At 39.8% G+C, this 19,262-nt stretch carries 16 protein-coding genes, 1 pseudogene, 1 riboswitch and 1 other annotated feature; of the genes and pseudogenes, 11 read left to right on the top strand and 6 right to left on the bottom strand.

The genetic code is table 11. The features are described 5' to 3' along the window. Positions 1-82 precede the first annotated feature (82 nt). Entirely contained in the window at positions 83-1,765 is a 1,683-nt protein-coding gene (locus tag LI162_RS09175) for a hypothetical protein (protein ID WP_055170889.1), read from the top strand. A 124-nt stretch (positions 1,766-1,889) separates the two neighbouring features. Here the strand turns inward: LI162_RS09175 and LI162_RS09170 are convergent, their stop codons facing one another. Continuing rightward, positions 1,890-2,309, bottom strand: a complete 420-nt coding sequence (locus tag LI162_RS09170; RefSeq protein WP_015527878.1) for a hypothetical protein — start codon at positions 2,307-2,309, stop codon at positions 1,890-1,892. 278 nt (positions 2,310-2,587) lie between these two features. Here LI162_RS09170 and LI162_RS09165 point away from each other — a divergent pair, with 278 nt between their 5' ends. From LI162_RS09165 to nrdD, 4 genes are all read left to right on the top strand, one after another. Continuing rightward, complete coding sequence (locus LI162_RS09165; RefSeq protein WP_015527879.1) at positions 2,588-3,199, top strand: DUF3793 family protein; 612 nt, start codon at positions 2,588-2,590, stop codon at positions 3,197-3,199. Between the two features lies 1 nt (position 3,200). Further along, positions 3,201-3,626 (top strand): flavodoxin, encoded by a 426-nt coding sequence (locus tag LI162_RS09160; protein ID WP_227156344.1) that lies wholly within the window; start codon positions 3,201-3,203, stop codon positions 3,624-3,626. A gap of 155 nt (positions 3,627-3,781) precedes the next feature. Continuing rightward, positions 3,782-3,888: riboswitch (glycine riboswitch) on the top strand. A gap of 2 nt (positions 3,889-3,890) precedes the next feature. Further along, the gene (locus tag LI162_RS09155) at positions 3,891-5,303 is read left to right on the top strand and encodes an alanine/glycine:cation symporter family protein (protein ID WP_015529670.1); all 1,413 of its coding nucleotides are present in this window, start codon (positions 3,891-3,893) and stop codon (positions 5,301-5,303) included. 371 nt (positions 5,304-5,674) lie between these two features. Continuing rightward, positions 5,675-7,834 carry an anaerobic ribonucleoside-triphosphate reductase gene (gene nrdD, locus LI162_RS09150; protein WP_055148777.1) on the top strand — a complete coding sequence of 720 codons (2,160 nt, stop codon included), beginning with the start codon at positions 5,675-5,677 and terminating at the stop codon, positions 7,832-7,834. Between the two features lie 237 nt (positions 7,835-8,071). On the opposite strand, the gene LI162_RS09145 is transcribed toward nrdD, so the two are convergent. Beyond that, on the bottom strand, positions 8,072-8,518 hold the full coding sequence (locus LI162_RS09145; protein ID WP_055156741.1) for a zinc-ribbon domain-containing protein: 447 nt from the start codon (positions 8,516-8,518) through the stop codon (positions 8,072-8,074). On the opposite strand from LI162_RS09145, the pseudogene LI162_RS16080 reads away from it, so the two are divergent. Then, positions 8,508-8,603: pseudogene (locus LI162_RS16080) on the top strand (transposase); the annotation flags it as partial. The gene LI162_RS09145 and the pseudogene LI162_RS16080 sit on opposite strands and share 11 nt — an antisense overlap. Before the next feature lie 183 nt (positions 8,604-8,786). On the opposite strand, the gene LI162_RS09140 reads toward LI162_RS16080, so the two are convergent. From LI162_RS09140 to LI162_RS09130, 3 genes are all read right to left on the bottom strand, one after another. Then, positions 8,787-10,127 carry an MATE family efflux transporter gene (locus tag LI162_RS09140; protein ID WP_055156739.1) on the bottom strand — a complete coding sequence of 447 codons (1,341 nt, stop codon included), beginning with the start codon at positions 10,125-10,127 and terminating at the stop codon, positions 8,787-8,789. A 211-nt stretch (positions 10,128-10,338) separates the two neighbouring features. After that, complete coding sequence (locus tag LI162_RS09135) at positions 10,339-10,893, bottom strand: BspA family leucine-rich repeat surface protein (protein WP_055156737.1); 555 nt, start codon at positions 10,891-10,893, stop codon at positions 10,339-10,341. Between the two features lie 628 nt (positions 10,894-11,521). Beyond that, on the bottom strand, positions 11,522-12,427 hold the full coding sequence (locus LI162_RS09130) for a hypothetical protein (RefSeq protein WP_055156735.1): 906 nt from the start codon (positions 12,425-12,427) through the stop codon (positions 11,522-11,524). A gap of 353 nt (positions 12,428-12,780) precedes the next feature. Here LI162_RS09130 and nrdG point away from each other — a divergent pair, with 353 nt between their 5' ends. The 4 genes from nrdG to LI162_RS09110 all read left to right on the top strand — a co-directional run bounded on the left by nrdG (position 12,781) and on the right by LI162_RS09110 (position 16,895). Then, a complete protein-coding gene (gene nrdG, locus LI162_RS09125) occupies positions 12,781-13,320 on the top strand; it encodes an anaerobic ribonucleoside-triphosphate reductase activating protein (protein ID WP_020435722.1) in 540 nt (179 codons plus the stop codon). A gap of 55 nt (positions 13,321-13,375) precedes the next feature. After that, positions 13,376-13,607: a binding site (T-box leader), on the top strand. A gap of 55 nt (positions 13,608-13,662) precedes the next feature. After that, on the top strand, positions 13,663-16,095 hold the full coding sequence (gene leuS, locus LI162_RS09120; protein WP_015529674.1) for a leucine--tRNA ligase: 2,433 nt from the start codon (positions 13,663-13,665) through the stop codon (positions 16,093-16,095). Between the two features lie 172 nt (positions 16,096-16,267). After that, positions 16,268-16,456, top strand: a complete 189-nt coding sequence (locus LI162_RS09115) for a type II toxin-antitoxin system HicA family toxin (RefSeq protein ID WP_020435721.1) — start codon at positions 16,268-16,270, stop codon at positions 16,454-16,456. A gap of 28 nt (positions 16,457-16,484) precedes the next feature. Further along, entirely contained in the window at positions 16,485-16,895 is a 411-nt protein-coding gene (locus LI162_RS09110; RefSeq protein ID WP_020435720.1) for a type II toxin-antitoxin system HicB family antitoxin, read from the top strand. A gap of 37 nt (positions 16,896-16,932) precedes the next feature. On the opposite strand, the gene LI162_RS09105 is transcribed toward LI162_RS09110, so the two are convergent. After that, positions 16,933-17,505: a TetR/AcrR family transcriptional regulator C-terminal domain-containing protein gene (locus LI162_RS09105; RefSeq protein ID WP_020435719.1), complete on the bottom strand. Its 573-nt coding sequence runs from the start codon at positions 17,503-17,505 to the stop codon at positions 16,933-16,935. Between the two features lie 304 nt (positions 17,506-17,809). Between LI162_RS09105 and LI162_RS09100 the strand changes: the two genes are divergently transcribed. Then, positions 17,810-19,174, top strand: a complete 1,365-nt coding sequence (locus tag LI162_RS09100) for a radical SAM protein (RefSeq protein WP_020435718.1) — start codon at positions 17,810-17,812, stop codon at positions 19,172-19,174. The last annotated feature ends 88 nt before the right edge of the window (positions 19,175-19,262 follow it).

Here is a 19,262-nt window from a genome sequence, read left to right as displayed (position 1 = left end):
ATACGCCACACCGACGAAATGCGTAGCATTTTGGAGGTTGGCTCTGAACAGTTACGTAAAATGAAAGAAAGGAAGAGGTGAGATGAACAAATTTAAAATGAAAGTGACAGCTGTCATAGGAGTGATTCTGTTGATTGGAATCTATTACTATGTGACACTCCCGGCGATCAATATTCATGCCTCAGAATTCTGGATGTATCTTGTGGTGTTGGTCATTCTGGCAGCTGTGGTATTTATCAGAAAGAAAAATTTAAACCGTTACGACTGGAAAGAGTCAAAGGGATTAAAGGTGATCCTTGGAATCCTTGCGGTGCTTGTGATCGCATATGTGGCAGGATCAGTTTTGTCTTCTCCAATTGTGAATGCGAAGAAGTATCAGGAACTTTTGACGGTGAAGAATGGAGAATTTACGAAAGATATCGAAGAATTATCTTTTGATCAGATTCCATTGCTGGATAAGGATTCAGCAGAGCTTCTCGGTGACAGGAAGATGGGAAGTATGGTAGATATGGTATCCCAGTTCGAGGTAGATGAACTGTATTCCCAGATCAACTATCAGGATCAGCCGGTGAGAGTTTCTCCTTTGAAATATGCCAGCGTGATCAAATGGTTTACGAACATGAGAGAAGGAATCCCGGCCTATATCAAGATTGATATGGCAACACAGAATACGGAACTCGTAAAACTGAGTGAAGGGATGAAGTACACGACAAGTGATCATTTTAACAGAAATATTTACCGTCATCTGAGATTTAACTATCCGACCTATATTTTTAATGATCTGAGTTTTGAAATTGATGAAGACGGGGTTCCGTACTGGATCTGCCCGGTGAAGAAGTACAATATCGGATTATTCGGTGGAACAACAATCGGAAGAGTTGTACTTTGCAATGCAATCACAGGAGAAACGAAGGATTATGCAGTTGAGGATGTCCCACAGTGGGTTGACAGAGTATATTCCGCAGATCTGTTAGTTGAGCTTTATAATTATCACGGAACATTGAAACATGGTTTCTTTAATAGTGTATTGGGGCAGAAAGACTGCCTGAATACAACTGACGGATACAATTATCTTGCAATCGATGACGATGTATGGGTATACACAGGTGTTACCTCGATTACCGGAGACCAGTCGAATGTAGGGTTTGTTCTGATGAATCAGAGAACAATGGAGACAAAGTTCTATGAGATTGAAGGAGCAACAGAGAGTTCAGCGATGTCTTCCGCAGAAGGGCAGGTACAGAATCTGCACTATACGGCAACATTTCCACTGCTTTTAAATATTTCCGGTGAACCGACCTATTTCATTGCACTGAAGGATGATGCCGGTCTGGTGAAGAAGTATGCGATGGTAAATGTGCAGAAATATCAGATTGTTGCAATTGGAGATACGGTCAGTGAATGCGAGGAATCTTACACTAATCTGATGTATAAGAACGGGATCAAGACAGAAGCTGAGGATACAAGATCCGTAGAGACACTGACAGCTAAGATCACAAAGATCGCCCAGGGCGTTATAGACGGTGATTCTCATTATTATATCATGCTTGAAGGTTCGGATGAGATCTTTGATGTATCTGTTGTAGATTTTATTGATATTATCCGGTTTAATGTCGGAGATGAAGTCACAGTTGAGTATAAGAAGGGGGAGCAGGTGGATACAGTTCTTTCCCTGAATGGAAAAGCGAGTGAACAGATCAGCACAAAAGCTGCGAAAGAAGAGCAGGCAGAAGATACGGCAGGGGATTCTGCACAGACAGAATAAGAGAAAGAAGCGAAAAAAAGAAGTACAACCGGAGAACGGAAGTACTTCTTTTTTAATTCCTAAAATTATTGTAACTGTTCAGACCCAGAAGGGCGAATCCTGTGTTACACTACGCTGTAAATGCTTACAGAACTGTGCATTCAAGTGTGTCAACATCTGCAATCTCAGCTTTATCTGCGCTGACGCTGAGGTAGAAGTCAATCTTAGCATCTTCGGAAATCTTATTTAATTTCTCGATGAATGTCGGAAGACTTTCTAATGTGATATTAGCCTGCTTTAAGATACTGTCAATGAAAACAGCCTCGATATCGTGATTGCCAGCAGCCATACCATAGAGGAAACCTACGAATTCTTCTAAGGTAAGGATGTCAGGATAATCAGCCATCTTGATGACACGGATATTGAAATCTACAGAATAAGTGTCTTTGCTGCTCCTTTTAATAAATACGACATTACCGGAAGAAGTCTTAACCTTCTCGTTTGCAAGATCGATCATCTGCTGTGTTTTTCCGCTGCCTCTTGGGCCTGTGATTAAATTTACCATGGCGAATCTCTCCTTTATGTAAGTGTGTATAATGTTTGAGATTTTCTCACCTCTCAAATATTTATAAATTCATTATACACTAAAGATATGTGAGTAACAACTAAAAAAGTGTTAAAATTTGAAAAAGTTTTATGCGGAATTACCATAAGAAATAAGCAGCAAGATGCCATCATGGTAATGAGAAAAGTTCTCAAAAACTGTATTGAAAATCATTTTCATTTATGTTAACATAACACTTGAATGAAAACAATTCTCAAAATAAAACTAAGGAGAACGATATGCCGACGGAAGTATTATCCTACTATCTAAAAAATAAAGACCGGAAGGTGAGGCTTGGATTTCAGGTTATATTACAGTGTGCGCCTTTTCTGAAAGGGCTTAAAGTATCTGGCCTGATTTCAATGGAAAATGAATCATATTCTGAATTGGAAGAAATGTTTTCCGGGATGGAGATCAATTTTTATAAATTATCCTGCTCAGAGGGGAAATGCCTTGTCCTTTTCTATCGCCCCAAAGAGCTGGAAGAATATATGAACCAGCCAAAACTCCGCGAACTGATTGGACAATACGGATATAAGGAAAGCAATATCGAGGAAATGCTGGCACATCTGTCAGAACGTATCTGCGAGTGTACTGCACAAGGAATTGGATTCCCACATGAGATTGGAGCTTTTCTCGGATATCCGACGGCAGATGTGCAGAGCTTTATTGAAAAAGAAGGCAGAGATTTTATTATGACAGGATATTGGAAAGTATATAGTAATCCTGAAAAAGCGAGAATGATTTTTCATGAATATGACCGCGCAAAGGTTTGTGCGGTGAATGAGTATCTGGATGGAAAAAACATCCGTGAAATTGCATTGAATCAAAGAAAGTGGAGGAATTTATAAAATGAGTATATCAGTTGTATATTGGAGTGGAACCGGTAATACACAGGCAATGGCAGAGGCGGTTGCCGAAGGAATCAAAGCGGCAGGTCAGGAAGCAGAACTTCTGGAAGTAGGGGATGCAGATGCAAAAACAGTGGCAGAAGAAGCTGCATTTGCACTTGGATGCCCGGCAATGGGGGCAGAGGTGCTTGAAGAATCTGAGATGGAACCATTTGTAGAAGAACTGGAATCTTATGTATCAGGGAAGAAGATCCTTCTGTTCGGTTCTTATGGATGGGGAGACGGAGAATGGATGAGAGACTGGGCAGACCGCATGAAAAACGCTGGGGCACAGTTGATCTGTGAAGAAGGAATCATCGCAAATGAGGCTCCGGAGGATGACGTACTTGAAGAACTTAAGGCAGCAGGAAAAGAGCTGGCAGAATAATCTTATTGTTAATGTTTATTAATAAATATTAGTATTCTTAATTGAAAAAATGTTTGAAACGTATTGCATTTCTTATAACATAGTGCTATTCTTAATTTTATCGTGTTAAAGCACGAAAGAGAAAACTTGCTGTCATTTACATCTGACGTGAATGACAGCAATACTCAGGAGAGTCTCTTTAAAAAGAGCGCCGAAGGTGTAAGCGGTCATGGATGCAGTTACATGCCGCGAGTCTCTCAGGCAAAAGGATGGAGGAATAAAGAAATGTTTGCACAAATCGACAAAATCATCACTGCAATCGACAATGCTGTGTGGGGGCTTCCGTTGATCTGCCTCATCATGGCAACAGGTATCTTTCTAACAGCCAGACTTGGTCTTGTACAGATCAGGCATCTTGGCAAAGCTTTCAAATTCATGTTTAAAGATGAAGAAGACGGTAGCGGAGAAGTGACCAGCTTTGGGGCACTTTGTACAGCTCTGTCAGCAACTATCGGAACCGGTAATATCACAGGTGTTGCAACAGCAATCGCACTTGGTGGTCCGGGAGCGTTGTTCTGGATGGTTATCGCGGCATTCTTTGGAATGGCGACAAAATACGCAGAAGGTCTTCTGGCAATCAAATATCGTACAATCGACGAAGACGGGCATGTACTTGGCGGACCATTCTATTATATTGAAAACGGAATGGGTAAGAAGTGGACATGGCTTGCGAAGATTTTCGCATTCTTCGGAGCCGGAGTTGGTCTCTTCGGAATCGGTACATTTACACAGGTAAACAGTATTGCATCAGCGGTTAAGAACTTCTTCGACCCGGATATGGCACATACAGTTTCCCTGTTTGGAGGAAATTATTCTTGGGCAACTGTAGTCGCAGGAGTAATTCTGACATTATGCGTAGGTCTTGTAGTTCTTGGAGGAATCCAGAGAATTGCTAAAGTATCAGAAGTTATCGTACCATTTATGGCAGTTCTTTATGTAGGACTTGCAGTAATCATCATTATTACAAATATCACAGCTGTTCCGGCAGCACTGGCTTCTATCGTGAAATCTGCATTTACAGGAAGTGCACTTGCAGGAGGAGCGGTTGGATCCGTGTTCGTAGCAATGCAGAAAGGTGTTGCAAGAGGAATCTTCTCAAACGAGTCCGGACTTGGTAGTGCACCGATCGCAGCAGCAGCAGCAAGAACAAAAGAACCGGTCCGTCAGGGACTTGTGTCTATGACAGGAACATTTATTGATACAATCGTAATCTGTACGATGACAGGACTTTCTATCGTGATCGCCGGTTCCTGGCTGAACCCGGAACTTGAAGGTGTGGCAATCACAATGGATGCTTTCCAGAAAGGACTTCCATTCCCATCGTTCGTAGCGACATTCTCCCTGATGCTGTGTCTTGTATTCTTTGCATTCACAACAATTCTCGGATGGAACTATTACGGCGAGAGATGCGTGGAATACCTGTTTAACAGAAATAAAGGAGTTGTAATGGGATATCGTATCCTGTATATCCTTGCAGTATTCATTGGACCTTATATGACAGTAAAAGCAGTATGGAATATCGCAGATATCTTCAATGCACTGATGGCATTCCCGAACCTGATCGCACTTCTTGCATTGAACGGAGTGATCGTCAAAGAGACAAGAGATTTCCATGCAAAACATAACGGATCTTATTAGAAAAAGAATTGACCGAATTATCTGTGAATTCGAAAAATAAATAGAATTATTACCTGAAATAAAACGAAAGAAAAGGCAGCCAAAGTCCTTGAATAAGGACTGTTTGGCTGCCTTTTCCGCAGGTGTGAAAGGAGAATGAGTAGACAGATAATTCATAGACAGTTTTGATTTTGTATAACAGATGGAGTAAAGATTATCAGTTAAATGAAAAACTCAAAAAATGTAGCAGATGTTCTGAAAATACATGATACTGTGTTTTGGGGATTGCATTATACTATATTTTGTATTAGAATAAGTATCAGACAGCACGATAGAAACGGATAAAACACAAGATATCGTGCAAGAATAAGAAAAAGTGAGGAGACTGATCAATGAAAATTATCAAGCGAAATGGGTCGGAAGAGACATTTGATATACAGAAAATCGTGGTTGCTGTGACGAAAGCGGATAAGGATAATGGGGAGCGTACGCTGACAGACAGCCAGATTGAAGATATCGCAGAATATGTGGAATTCAAGTGTAACAAGTTGAATCGTGCAGTATCCGTAGAAGAGATCCAGGATATGGTAGAGAATCAGATTATGGCTACCGGAGCTTTTGAACTTGCACGTAAGTATGTAAGATATCGTTATAAGAGATCCCTCGTACGTAAGGCGAATACAACAGACAATCGTATTCTGTCACTGATTGAGTACAACAACGAGGATGTAAAGCAGGAGAACTCGAACAAGAACCCGGCAGTCAACAGCGTACAGAGAGATTATATGGCAGGAGAGGTCAGCCGTGACCTGACAACAAGAATGCTTCTCCCACATGATATTGTGGAGGCAGACAGAGAAGGAATCATCCACTTCCATGATTCTGACTATTATGCACAGCATATGCACAACTGTGATCTTGTGAATCTGGAGGATATGCTTCAGAACGGAACTGTGATCAGTGGTACAATGATTGAAAAACCACACAGCTTCTCTACAGCATGTAATATCGCAACTCAGATTATTGCCCAGGTTGCAAGTAACCAGTATGGTGGACAGAGTATCTCACTTGCTCATCTGGCACCGTTTGTAGATGTTTCCAGAGAGAAGATCCGCAAGGAAGTGATCAGCGAACAGGAACTGGTCGGAATGGAATATCCGGAAGATGTGCTCAATGAGATCGTAGAGAGAAGACTGAAGAAAGAGATCACAAAGGGTGTCCAGACAATCGAATATCAGGTGATCACACTGATGACAACTAACGGACAGGCACCGTTCCTTACAGTTTTCATGTATTTGAACGAGGCAAAGAACGAGAGAGAGAAGAAAGACCTGGCGATGATTATCGAAGAGACACTTCGTCAGCGTTATCAGGGAGTTAAGAATGAAGCCGGAGTATGGGTGACACCTGCATTCCCGAAACTGATCTATGTTCTGGAAGAAGATAATATCGAAGAAGGAAGCGAATATTATTATCTGACAGAACTTGCAGCAAAGTGTACTGCAAAGCGTCTTGTTCCGGATTACATTTCCGAGAAAAAGATGAAAGAGCTTAAAGAAGGAAATTGTTTCCCGGTTATGGGATGCAGAAGCTGCTTAAGCCCATGGAAAGACGAGAACGGAAACTACAAGTTCTACGGACGTTTCAATCAGGGAGTTGTTACGATTAACCTTGTTGATGTTGCACTTTCTTCCGGTGGAGATATGGATAAGTTCTGGAAAATCTTTGATGACAGACTGGAACTTTGCTATCGCGCATTGATGTGCAGACACAACCGTCTGAAAGGAACACTGTCTGACGCAGCACCGATTCTGTGGCAGTTCGGAGCACTTGCCCGCCTGAAGAAGGGAGAACCGATTGATAAACTTCTCTATGGAGGATATTCAACGATTTCTCTTGGATATGCAGGACTTTACGAGTGTGTGAAATATATGACAGGAAAATCCCATACAGATCCGGATGCTACACCATTTGCACTGGATGTTATGAAGCACATGAACGATGCATGTAACCAGTGGAAAGAGGAGACGAACGTTGCTTTCAGTATCTATGGTTCACCGATTGAAAGTACAACCTATAAGTTCGCAAAATGTCTGCAGAAGAGATTTGGCATTGTTCCTGGAATTACAGATAAGAGTTATATTACAAACAGCTATCATGTATTTGTCAGAGAAGAGATTGATGCTTTCTCAAAACTGAAGTTTGAATCTCAGTTCCAGGCACTTTCTTCCGGTGGAGCCATCAGCTATGTAGAAGTTCCGGACATGAAAGACAACATTGCAGCCGTACTTCAGGTCATCCGTTTCATTTATGACAACATTATGTATGCGGAACTCAATACAAAGAGTGATTACTGTCAGGAATGTGGATATGACGGAGAGATTCAGATCATAACAGATGAGGAAGGAAAGCTCGTATGGGAGTGTCCGCATTGCGGAAACCGCAACCAGGATACACTGAATGTTGCAAGACGTACCTGCGGATATATCGGAACGCAGTTCTGGAATCAGGGAAGAACGCAGGAGATCAAGGAGAGAGTTCTGCATCTGTAGAATCACAATTGTATTTGTAACAGGAATTTTGTGCATAACCAAAAAAAATTTTTTAACAAAAAAGCTCGAAAATGTACATAATGAACTTTAAAACCTAAAAACAGATATTTAGAAAAAGTATCAAAAATGTACATAATTAGCTTTAAAACTTAAAAATAGAAATCACTAAAATCATTAGAAAATGTACATAATAAAAAGGAATCAGATTATGATTCCTTTTTATTTTACACTTTAAAATTAAAATAGTCGCTTCTTGCGTCTTCGTCCCTTACAATAAGGACAGCTTTCACGATGACGTTTCTTGTATAAAATCTTTTCAGAAACACTTAATTCATAGACGTGATCAGGATTACGCTTGCAAATCCACCAGACGTTAGTTGAATATTTTTCTGTAATCTCATCAGGATTAACTAATACATAATTGTTAATCCAATTCCATTCATTCATTAGATCGGGATGAAGTGCCGCGAAGGATGTTTTGCCAGGGATAACTTTTCGACCTGAACAATACGGACAGTCAGCATCTCCATTTACCATATCAATGATTTCAGCATTGTAATCGTTATGGCAAGTAGGGCAAGTCCAAGCACCAGATCTGTGATTGGGTCGGACTTCATCCGCAGTTAATTCATTTTGGTCACTCCATAAAGTAGCAATGTCAGGGTATTTAGCAAAAGAATTCATGCTGTATGCTATTGGAAGAAATATAAATAAATATCATCGTTTTTTATACGAAAAACTGAGAAAATTTGAAGGAAAAACTGCCTAGAAAAAAATGCGGCTGAAAAAATCCAAACAAGGATTTTTTGCGGCCAAAAACAGAAAGTATTTATCAAAATAAAAATATCCTGAACAAGTTGCAGAGCCAGAAAGCTCTGTAACTGTCAGGATATTTTTGTTTGGTGCTGTCAGCTCTAAAAAACGTTATTTACCGACAGCTCCCTGTTTTGTTTTAATGATATTTATGCATCCGTACATAATAGCTGATGCATAAGATCACAGTGGCTCCGCTCCATGCTGCAATCTCTGCAAAGAAAATACCGTCCTGTCCGATAAAATGGGGAAGGATTAGTGCAGCACTGATACGCATGACAAATTCAGCCATACCACTTACCATAGGCATTAAGGTATCTCCCAGCCCCTGAAGTACAGATCTGTACACGTACAGGAAGTACAAAACCCAGAGCATGGCAGCCATAATAGAAAGGTATTTAAAAGCAATTGCCAATACCTGCTGTGTCTGCTGCGGTTCACCTGAGATGAAAAGTGAGAGAATATTTTTTCCAAATAAAAACATGGCAGCAGAAATGATCAGTGAGGTAAGCAGGCAAAGCAGCATACTGCTGCGGACGCCTTTTCTGATCCTGTCAATCTTTCCGGCTCCCAGATTCTGACCCACATAGGTAACGATGGCATATCCATAGGAAATAGCAGCCATTTCCAGCAGACCATAAAGCTTGTTTGTAGCTGTAAATCCTGCTACAAAAAGGAAACCGTAGCCATTGATCACATACTGGACTACCAGACCGCCCACACCGATGATGATATTCTGAAATACAACAGGAATACCAAGCTTCATCAGGCGGGCATTCATGCCGGAGGCAGGCATAAAATCTGCTCTGGTCAGATGAACGATATCAATTCTGCGTAAAATCAGGAAACAGTAAACAGCGGAGAAGCTCTGTGCAATCACAGTTGCGATTGCTGCTCCTGCCACACCCCATCCGAAGCCTGCCACAAAAAGGATGTCCAGTGAGACATTCAGCACAGATGCGATGATCATTGCGGTCAGCGGTGTTTTACTGTTTCCCATAGCCCTTAGAGCAGAGGCAAACATATTATAGGCTGCTGTGGCGGGGATTCCACAGAAAATGATGCGCAGATATAACAGAGACATTCCGATAATATTGGAAGGTGTATGCAGCCCTGTTAATACCAGCGAAGCAAATGACTGGCTGAGAATCAATACTCCGGCTGCGATGAATGCGGTCAGCCGGTAACTGTGAGCCAGAGATTTACGCAGATTTTCGAAATCCTTTGCCCCATAATACTGGGAGAGTTGAATAGAAAATCCCTGAGTGAGTCCTGTGGATATTCCTGTGACAACCCACATCAGAAAGTCAACAGCACCCAGTGCGGCAAGAGCCTCCACACCTGCAACCTGGCCAACAACCATGGTATCCACCATTGTATAAAGCTGCTGACAGATATTTCCCAGCATCAGGGGAATTGCAAAAAGAATGATCAACCGTCCCGGTGAACCGGAGGTCATATCCTGAATCTTGGTTTTCATTAGTATAAAAGTTCCTTTCCAGAGCATATTTGAAAAAGTTTAGAAATGATTATTCGAATATGCCCTGATATTTACATTGATAATTTTACATCATTAACGTGAAAAATAAAATATAATATTTCATCAGAATGATATAAATTTATCAATACCTGCTATAAGCAGCATGTTGTTGAAATTATTATGCATAGCGCCTGAGAGGGGTTTTTGATTGCTATTTTTTAAAATACAGATATATAATAGAATCTGGATTTGCCTTTATAGTTGTTGAAGTGCCTGTATCCATCATGTAATTACAATCTTTTGACTTGCTGATATCAAAAGAACTTAAATCTAAGTATTTCAAACTAGAACAATTACTAAACATACATCTCATATCTGTAACATTACTTGTTTCAAAATATTTTAGATTTATTTCTTTCAATGAAGAACAGTTATAAAACATAAAGTACATATCTTCACATTTATCTGTATACAGATTTTCAATATTTTTCACTTCTACTAAATTTGTAAAACCATAAAACCAATTTCTACACGATATAGGTCTTATTTTTTCTGCAAATTTGACACTCTTTACTAATTTTGAATCAAATGAACCATCTCTTGCTAATCCATTACTACGAACATTTATTGATTTTTCTTTTAAAAGTGCATCAGTTGGTGCTGTTATTTTATTCTTAGATATTACAAGTTCATTATTTTTATTAATATAAATCCAAACATACAGATCTACTGTTGTTGGTGGTTTTGGACGTCCTGTTGTTGCCACATATACTTCATCACTTCCTAATTTGGTAATCTTCTGGAACGGCAGTTCAATTTGCCCCCCGAAGTAACGCAGCTGCCCCGATCATGATCGCGATCACAATAGAAACAACAACGATCTTGCCGTATTCTTCCAACATTGATTTCATAAATAAATTCTCCTTTCAACTATCAACTTGCTACCATTTCCAATCTAATTATTTTGTTCTATCTCTGATCATTGTATCTATCCTAACTTTCGCATTATATTCCTTATATTAATATGGAAGATAATCGAACAAGAAAAAGAGTATGTTGTAGGATTTGATATTTCTGAAAAGATTACATTTTTTTGCAAAGAGAATGAACATAATATTCTCTTTATTGTAGTAGGTGAAAAATAAACATTATGAAGTGGAATCATAAAGTTTATTTTGCAATAAAGTCTAATTAAAAAAATAGTGAACTTTATACGTAAACCCTTGTGGGTGCTGACTTTTGTAGCAAAATTGATATAGTTCACGATTTTTAAGTTATGTAAAAATGGAGCTTGACGACTAATCGTCAGGCTCTTTTTAAACAAACATAATATGATGATACGGATGTAAAGTTTCAGCAAGTCAATGAGTGCCATCCCTAGAGTTTGGACTTTTTTAAAGCCCAAACTCCTTCAATAATTTTTTCTGATATTCTCGGTCTGCAGCTGCTTTGAGAATCTCATCAGTTCTGTTAAGTTCGGACAATTTCAAAATCAGTTGATTGATCCTGTTTTCTCCAAGAGATTCCCCTTCTTTTATGCCCTCTTTTATCCCTTCTTCTCTTTTTTCATCTAATTCATCTTTCATTAATTCTAATAACGCATTACACATATCTCGTTTCCCCTCCTTTAGCCGATTCTCGTTTGCTTTTACTATGATCTCCATAACAGCCTGATACAGCTGATTCTCTTTGTTCTTTTTATAATCCTCTAAAAGCTGTCTGGTAACAGACATGTCTTCCAGTGTATCTGTCAAACTATATAACCAAAGATTTTTCTCCGGCGATAATCGATTTGTTACAAGAATCTGAATCGGTAAGATATCTCCAATTACATAATAAATCCCTTCTTCCGGATTATCAATAGTGTAGTGGCGTACTTCTTTCAAATGTCGGATCAGTTCTCTTGGATATCGTTTTGATACTAAGGTGATCGTCAGCTCCTGAATCGGAATTTCATTTACCTTCCCTGTATCTGCTTTATAAAAATTTGTATATCCATATACCTTATAGAAATCGTCCACGGAAAGGGAATCGGATGGTGATTTATATTCGATGATATTATACTTACGGAATATTTTCCCAATATTTTTATGGATAGGTTCCGCATCCTTCTTTTTAATGATCAACACATCAATTGCCATTGGCTTTGAACTTAATAGATACTCCCGTTCAAATTTTAATTTTTCTTTTTCTTCTCTGAATTCAATCTGCAAGTCTGCATAAAATGCAGGATGCCACTGAAGCAGCTTTTCATCTGCCGGTTGCTGTTCTTCCGGCAATTGCTTTCTCTTTTGTTTCATCTAAGAGACCTCCTTATGTGATTTTTCACAGAAGTTATCCCTTCATCAGAAAACCTCTGCTTTAAATAATGGATTTTAAAAGCATGAATTTTCTGATTTGACAGGTGTATTCTACCTGTAATGAAACCTTTTATATGAATTTAGATGTTTTAGAAAATATGCTTTGAAACAGGATAACATATTTATGTACAATATTCAATGCTTTTCGATAATGAACTGTTACTTCTAAGCAGCATCACTTAAGATAGCAAAAGATGAAAAGATATGGTATGATAGGGATAAATGGAAAGAAAATTCCAATCAATGCTATGATACAAAATGTATTTTGGAATAAGTGGAAAAGAGGATTCAAAGTGAACTACGGAGAAATCAAAAAATGTGATATTGCAAATGGAGAGGGTGTTCGTGTTGCCCTTTTCGTGTCAGGCTGCAGGCATCATTGTAAGGGATGTTTTAACAGTATGACATGGGATTTTAATTATGGAAAGAAATTTACGAAAGAAACAGAAGAAGAGATTCTGGAAGCGTTGAAGCCGAATTATATTGATGGACTGTCATTGCTTGGTGGCGAACCATTCGAACCGGAGAATCAGGAAGTGCTTGTGAAGCTTTTAAGAAAAGTGAAGGAACGTTATCCGGAGAAGAATATCTGGTGTTACAGCGGTTATTTGTTCGATGAGGAACTGAAGAAAGAAAGCAGGGCGAGATGTGAGTATACGGATGAGATGCTTTCTATGCTGGACGTACTTGTGGATGGAAGATTTGAGGAAGATAAGAAAAATATTACATTGTTGTTCAGAGGTTCGGAAAATCAGCGTTTGATCGATGTGAAGAAATCACTGGAACAAGACAAGGTTGTAGAATGGAAACCGGCAATAAAAAGAGGACTTTAAGCGGAAAAAAGCCTTGACTTATATTCGCATAGTTTTTATAATGAATAGGTATATTGTAAAAACGCAGATGAGGAGTAGTAGAAGGAAAAGATGCCTTTCAGAGAGCTGTCGGCAGGTGTGAGACAGCAGCACAGACTTTGAACTGACCTCGGAGTTCTTTCGGTGAAAAGATATTATATTGATTAGCCGGAGGCGGGAGTTCCCGTTATAGAATGAATGAGTGCATTTGACTTTGTGTCAGATGAATAAGAGTGGTACCACGGAATTAAAGCCTTTTCGTCTCTTGGATATATGAGAAGAAGAGGCTTTTCTTTATATTGATGAAAGAGAGGAATTAAGTACATGGGTACAAAGATTGTTTACAATCACAAAGCCATTGAGAAAAAATGGCGTGAGAAATGGGAAGAGACACCGGTCAATCCAAGAAACGGAAAAGACGGAAACAAGAAACCGAAATATTACTGCCTGGATATGTTCCCGTATCCATCAGGAAATGGTCTTCATGTAGGACATTGGAGAGGATATGTAATCTCTGATGTATGGAGCCGTTATAAATTACAGCAGGGATACTACATCGTTCATCCAATGGGATGGGATGCATTCGGTCTTCCGGCTGAGAACTATGCGATCAAGATGGGCGTTCACCCGGCAAAATCAACAGAGGCGAACATCACGAACATTAAGAGACAGATCAATGATATCGCAGCACTGTATGACTGGGATATGGAAGTGAATACAACAGATCCTGAGTTCTACAAGTGGACACAGTGGATCTTTGTTAAGATGTTCAAGGAAGGTCTTGCTTATGAAAAAGAGTTCCCGATCAACTGGTGCCCGTCCTGTAAGACAGGTCTTGCGAACGAAGAGGTTGTGAATGGTAAATGTGAGCGTTGTGGTGCAGAGGTTACAAAGAAGAACCTTCGTCAGTGGATGCTTCGTATTACAAAATATGCAGATCGTCTGTTGAATGACCTTGATAAACTTGACTGGCCGGAGAAAGTTAAGAAGATGCAGGCTGACTGGATCGGAAAATCTTACGGTGCAGAAGTTGACTTCCCGGTAGAAGGAAGAGATGAGAAGATCACTGTTTATACAACAAGACCGGATACACTCCACGGAGCTACATTTATGGTACTTGCTCCTGAGCACGAACTGGCAGCATCTCTCGCAACAGATGAGACAAGAGATGCAGTAGAGAAATATATTTATGATGCATCTATGAAGTCCAATGTTGACCGTATGCAGGACAAAGAGAAGACAGGAGTTTTCACAGGAAGCTATGCGATCAACCCACTGAATGGAGCAAAGACACCGATCTGGCTGTCTGATTATGTACTGGCTGACTACGGTACAGGAGCAATCATGTGTGTACCTGCACATGACGACCGTGACTTCGAGTTCGCAACAAAATTCAATATTCCGATCATTCAGGTTATCGCAAAAGACGGAGAAGAGATCGAGAATATGACTGAGGCATATACAGATGCAGTCGGAACAATGATCAACTCCGGTGAGTGGAACGGTATGGAGTCTTCTGTGCTTAAGAAAGAAGCTCCACATATGATCGAAGAGATGGGAATCGGACGCGCAACAGTAAACTACAAGCTGCGTGACTGGGTATTCTCCCGTCAGCGTTACTGGGGAGAGCCAATCCCGATCATTCACTGTCCGAAGTGTGGAAATGTTCCGGTACCGGAAGAAGAACTTCCACTTCGTCTGCCAGAGGTAGATTCCTACGAGCCAACAGGAACAGGTGAGTCACCACTTGCTGCAATCGATGAGTGGGTAAACTGCAAGTGTCCGGTTTGTGGAAGTGATTCCAAGAGAGAGACTAACACAATGCCACAGTGGGCAGGATCCTCCTGGTATTTCCTGCGTTATGTAGATAACCACAATTCAGAAGCACTTGTTTCCAGAGAAAAAGCAGACGAGATGCTTCCGGTAGATATGTACATCGGTGGTGTAGAACATGCTGTACTTCACCTTCTGTACTCCAGATTCTATACAAAATTCCTGTGCGATATCGGGGCAATCGACTTTGATGAGCCATTCCACAAACTGTTCAATCAGGGTATGATCACAGGTAAAAACGGAATTAAGATGAGTAAGTCCAAAGGAAATGTTGTATCACCGGATGACCTCGTACGTGATTACGGATGTGACTCTCTGAGAATGTATGAACTCTTCGTAGGACCACCGGAGCTGGATGCAGAGTGGGATGACCGTGGAATTGACGGCGTAAACCGTTTCCTGAAACGTCTTTGGAATATCCTTATGGAAAGCAAGGAGAAGGATGTTCAGCCTACAAAAGAGATGATTAAACTTCGTCACAGAATGGTTTATGACATCACAACAAGACTTGAAAGCTTCAGCCTGAATACAGTTATCTCCGGATTCATGGAGTACAATAACAAGTTCATGGAAATTGCAAAGAAAGAGGGCGGAATCGACAAAGAGACACTCGAGACAATCGCAGTACTTCTTTCTCCATTTGCACCGCACTTTGCAGAAGAGATGTGGGAGCAGCTTGGACATGAAGAGACAATCTTCAATGCAGGATGGCCAAAATATGATGAGAACGAGATGAAAGATGATGAGATCAAGATTCCGGTTCAGATCAACGGTAAGACAAAGGCTGTAATCGAGATCCCGGCAGATATCTCCAAAGATGATGCAATCGCAGCAGGTAAAGAGGCAATCGCTGATAAGCTGACAGGAAATGTGATCAAGGAGATCTATGTTCCGAAGAAGATTATCAATATTGTAATGAAATAATTCAAAATAATGAGAAATGGCGCAGATGATAGAGATATTGTCTGCGTTATTTTTTGTTGTTGGATTTTATGATTTCATAGTTCTTAATATAATTTTGATACGTAAAAATACGTTGACGCACGTATTTTTACGTAGTAATATATAAATATGATAAGGAAAGGAGACACAAAAGATGCCAATGAGCTCGAAGGAGATGCTAAAACTCCTGAAAGAAAATGGATTTGAAGTAATCAGTCAGAATGGTTCGCATGTAAAAATGAAGAATCTGAAAACTGATAAGACAGTAATTGTTCCTTATCACTCCAAGGACTTGAAAAAAGGATTGGAGCAGGCAATACTTAAACAGGCAGGGCTTAGATAGTCCTGTCGCTTGAAAGAGAGGTTATTTGATGAAGAATAGATTATTTTATCCAGCTGTTTTTCATAAAGCAGAAGAAGGCGGTTTCTGGGTTAGCTTTCCCGATTTTCCTGAATGCATGACACAGGGCGATAGCATGGATGAAGCATATGAAATGGCGATAGATGCATTAGGTTTGTCATTGTCCAGTATAGAAGATGAAGGAACTGATATCCCAAAAGCATCAGAATTTGAAACGGTGGATCCTGAAGATGGGATTCTGGTAATTATAGAATTTGATATGGCAGAGTATCGGAGAAAGCACAGATCAAAGGCTGTAAAAAAGACGCTCAGTATTCCAGAATGGTTAAATGAAGCGGCTGTTCGAGAGAATCTTAACTTCTCTCAGATTCTTCAAGAAGCTCTTATGGTGAAATTAGGGGTAAATGGAAGATTGCGGTAATATGTCTAAAAATTGTTCCTAAGTCCTCTATGTATCATCAGATCCTTGGATGTTCCATAAGATCAAATGCGGAGTTATGAATCAGATAATCATAAGCAGCTGCAATCTCTTCCGGGGTATATGTGATATCATGTATGATCGCATATTTTACAGAATCTGCGAGCCCAAAGGTATAAAATCGCGCAATTGTCTCGCGACTGAGTATCTGGAGCTTCGCAGGTGATTTCAATGGATATTTGTTTAATAATGTAAGCAATGTATCATAAATAAATTGGAACATCAGATGATCGAAGGAGTTAGGACCTTCGATCAAATAAAGTCTCTTATAAAATTCTTTGTCTTTAGAAAGACAGGTGAAAAGAAGACGGAGAAGATCGTCTTCCATGTCATTTTCAATCAGTACCCGGATTTTATCTTTGATTTCTTTTTTGAGGATATATTCGATGATTTCGTATTTGTCCTGAAAATGTTTATAAAAAGTTGGACGGATCACATCAGCTCCGTCGGTGATCATCTTAACTGTAATCTTTTCAAAAGGCATCTTCATAATAAGTTCTTTGAAAGAGAGTGCCAGCAAATTTTTTGTCAGTTCTTTTTTCACTTCTGTCATTTGTTCAAATCCTTTCTACAATGGAAATATTATACCATAAAAAAGAGAATGTGATTAAAAAAGTTTCTAAGATTGACAATTCTTTAACATGACTTTTCAAGAACATAGTGTTGAAATTTCTTGATATTTCGGATACATTTCACACAATTTGTAGCCAAAAAAGAACAACAAAAAGAAAATGTTCAAACTACAGCACATTTGGAAAAAACTGAATCTTACATGAAAAAAAGGAAAATGCTAGATTATGAGATAATAGTTTATACTTAAGAAAGGTTCCTTGAAAAGTAAGGAAAAGGTGAAAAAAATGGCAGGATTAAAATTTCAGGCAGAAAGAGCAGCATTTAGTTTGGCAGCAGATAAAGTACTTAAATATATGAACAAGACAGATGATAGAACGAAAGCACTTCTTAAGCTTGTAGATCTTACAGAAAATTTTGCAAAAGATCGTTTCCAGCCAGGGTCTTATGAAGCTGCAAGAAAGATGATTCAGGATCCGGACAATAAATGGGTTCAGTATTTGAACAGACTTTTTGATGAAGTGGATCCGCATGTCCTTAAGACAACAGCATTGAATCTTGGATTTGATGCAATGCTTTACGGAACAAAGTTAATGCATGAGTCACGTGAAAAATATCAGTGTAATATTCCATGGCTGATCCTGATGGATCCAACCAGCGCATGTAATCTGAAATGTACCGGATGCTGGGCCGCAGAGTACGGACACCTTCTGAACCTTTCCTTTGAAGATATGGATCGTGTGATCACACAGGGAAAAGAACTTGGAATTTATCTTTATATGCTGACAGGCGGAGAGCCTCTCGTGAGAAAGAAAGATGTCATCCGTTTGTGCGAGAAACACAACGACTGCGTATTCCACGCATTTACAAACGGAACACTTGTAGATGAAGAGTTCTGCCAGGAGATGCAGCGTGTAGGCAATCTGTCCTTGTCCATCAGTTTGGAAGGATATGAGGAAGTTAACGACGGCCGCCGTGGAAAAGGCGTTTATCAGAAGGTTATGCATGCAATGGATCTTTTGAAAACATACGGATTGATCTTTGGAACATCAATCTGCTATACACGCGCTAATATTGATACAGTAACATCCGACAAATTCCTTGATATGATCATTGAAAAAGGATGTCGTTATGCATGGTATTTCCACTACATGCCGGTTGGAAATGATGCAGCACTGGATCTGCTTCCAACAAAAGAGCAGAGAGAATACATGTATCACCGCATCCGTGAGATCCGTGGATTGACAGGTGGAAAACAGCTCTTTGCATTCGATTTCCAGAATGATGGAGAGTTTGTAGGAGGATGTATTGCCGGTGGAAGAAATTACTTCCATATTAATGCAAATGGAGATGCAGAACCATGTGTATTTGTTCATTATTCAAGCGCAAATATTAAAGAAGTAAGTGTTCTTGATGCATTACGCCAGCCACTGTTTATGGCTTACCATAACAATCAGCCATTTAACAACAATCATCTGCGCCCGTGCCCAATGCTTGAAAATCCGGAAAAACTGCAGCAGATGGTACACGAAACCGGCGCAAAATCAACAGACCTTCAGTCCCCGGAAACTGTAGAACACCTTTGCGGAAAATGCGAACATTACGCCAAAGAGTGGAAAACAAAAGCCGACGAACTTTGGGGTGAGAGATAATTAAAGTAAGAGCCAGAACAGGCACCACACACGGTAACTGTTCTGGCTCTTATGTTTCATATTAATTGCTTGAATCCAAGTTCAACAA

It is taken from the genome of Mediterraneibacter sp. 210702-DFI.3.120, from assembly GCF_020561005.1.
Lineage (GTDB): Bacteria > Bacillota > Clostridia > Lachnospirales > Lachnospiraceae > Mediterraneibacter > Mediterraneibacter faecis.
Note: the sequence above shows the minus strand (reverse complement) of the source record. Positions and strands in the feature narration are given on the sequence as shown.

What these genes read in the sequence shown, in the direction of transcription:
- LI162_RS09175 (WP_055170889.1), top strand. Translation starts at nt 83, where the DNA reads ATGAACAAATTTAAAATGAAAGTGACAGCTGTCATAGGAGTGATTCTG.
- LI162_RS09170 (WP_015527878.1), bottom strand. Translation starts at nt 2,309, where the DNA reads ATGGTAAATTTAATCACAGGCCCAAGAGGCAGCGGAAAAACACAGCAG.
- LI162_RS09165 (WP_015527879.1), top strand. Translation starts at nt 2,588, where the DNA reads ATGCCGACGGAAGTATTATCCTACTATCTAAAAAATAAAGACCGGAAG.
- LI162_RS09160 (WP_227156344.1), top strand. Translation starts at nt 3,201, where the DNA reads ATGAGTATATCAGTTGTATATTGGAGTGGAACCGGTAATACACAGGCA.
- LI162_RS09155 (WP_015529670.1), top strand. Translation starts at nt 3,891, where the DNA reads ATGTTTGCACAAATCGACAAAATCATCACTGCAATCGACAATGCTGTG.
- nrdD (WP_055148777.1), top strand. Translation starts at nt 5,675, where the DNA reads ATGAAAATTATCAAGCGAAATGGGTCGGAAGAGACATTTGATATACAG.
- LI162_RS09145 (WP_055156741.1), bottom strand. Translation starts at nt 8,518, where the DNA reads ATGAATTCTTTTGCTAAATACCCTGACATTGCTACTTTATGGAGTGAC.
- LI162_RS09140 (WP_055156739.1), bottom strand. Translation starts at nt 10,127, where the DNA reads ATGAAAACCAAGATTCAGGATATGACCTCCGGTTCACCGGGACGGTTG.
- LI162_RS09130 (WP_055156735.1), bottom strand. Translation starts at nt 12,427, where the DNA reads ATGAAACAAAAGAGAAAGCAATTGCCGGAAGAACAGCAACCGGCAGAT.
- leuS (WP_015529674.1), top strand. Translation starts at nt 13,663, where the DNA reads ATGGGTACAAAGATTGTTTACAATCACAAAGCCATTGAGAAAAAATGG.
- LI162_RS09115 (WP_020435721.1), top strand. Translation starts at nt 16,268, where the DNA reads ATGCCAATGAGCTCGAAGGAGATGCTAAAACTCCTGAAAGAAAATGGA.
- LI162_RS09110 (WP_020435720.1), top strand. Translation starts at nt 16,485, where the DNA reads ATGAAGAATAGATTATTTTATCCAGCTGTTTTTCATAAAGCAGAAGAA.
- LI162_RS09105 (WP_020435719.1), bottom strand. Translation starts at nt 17,505, where the DNA reads ATGACAGAAGTGAAAAAAGAACTGACAAAAAATTTGCTGGCACTCTCT.
- LI162_RS09100 (WP_020435718.1), top strand. Translation starts at nt 17,810, where the DNA reads ATGGCAGGATTAAAATTTCAGGCAGAAAGAGCAGCATTTAGTTTGGCA.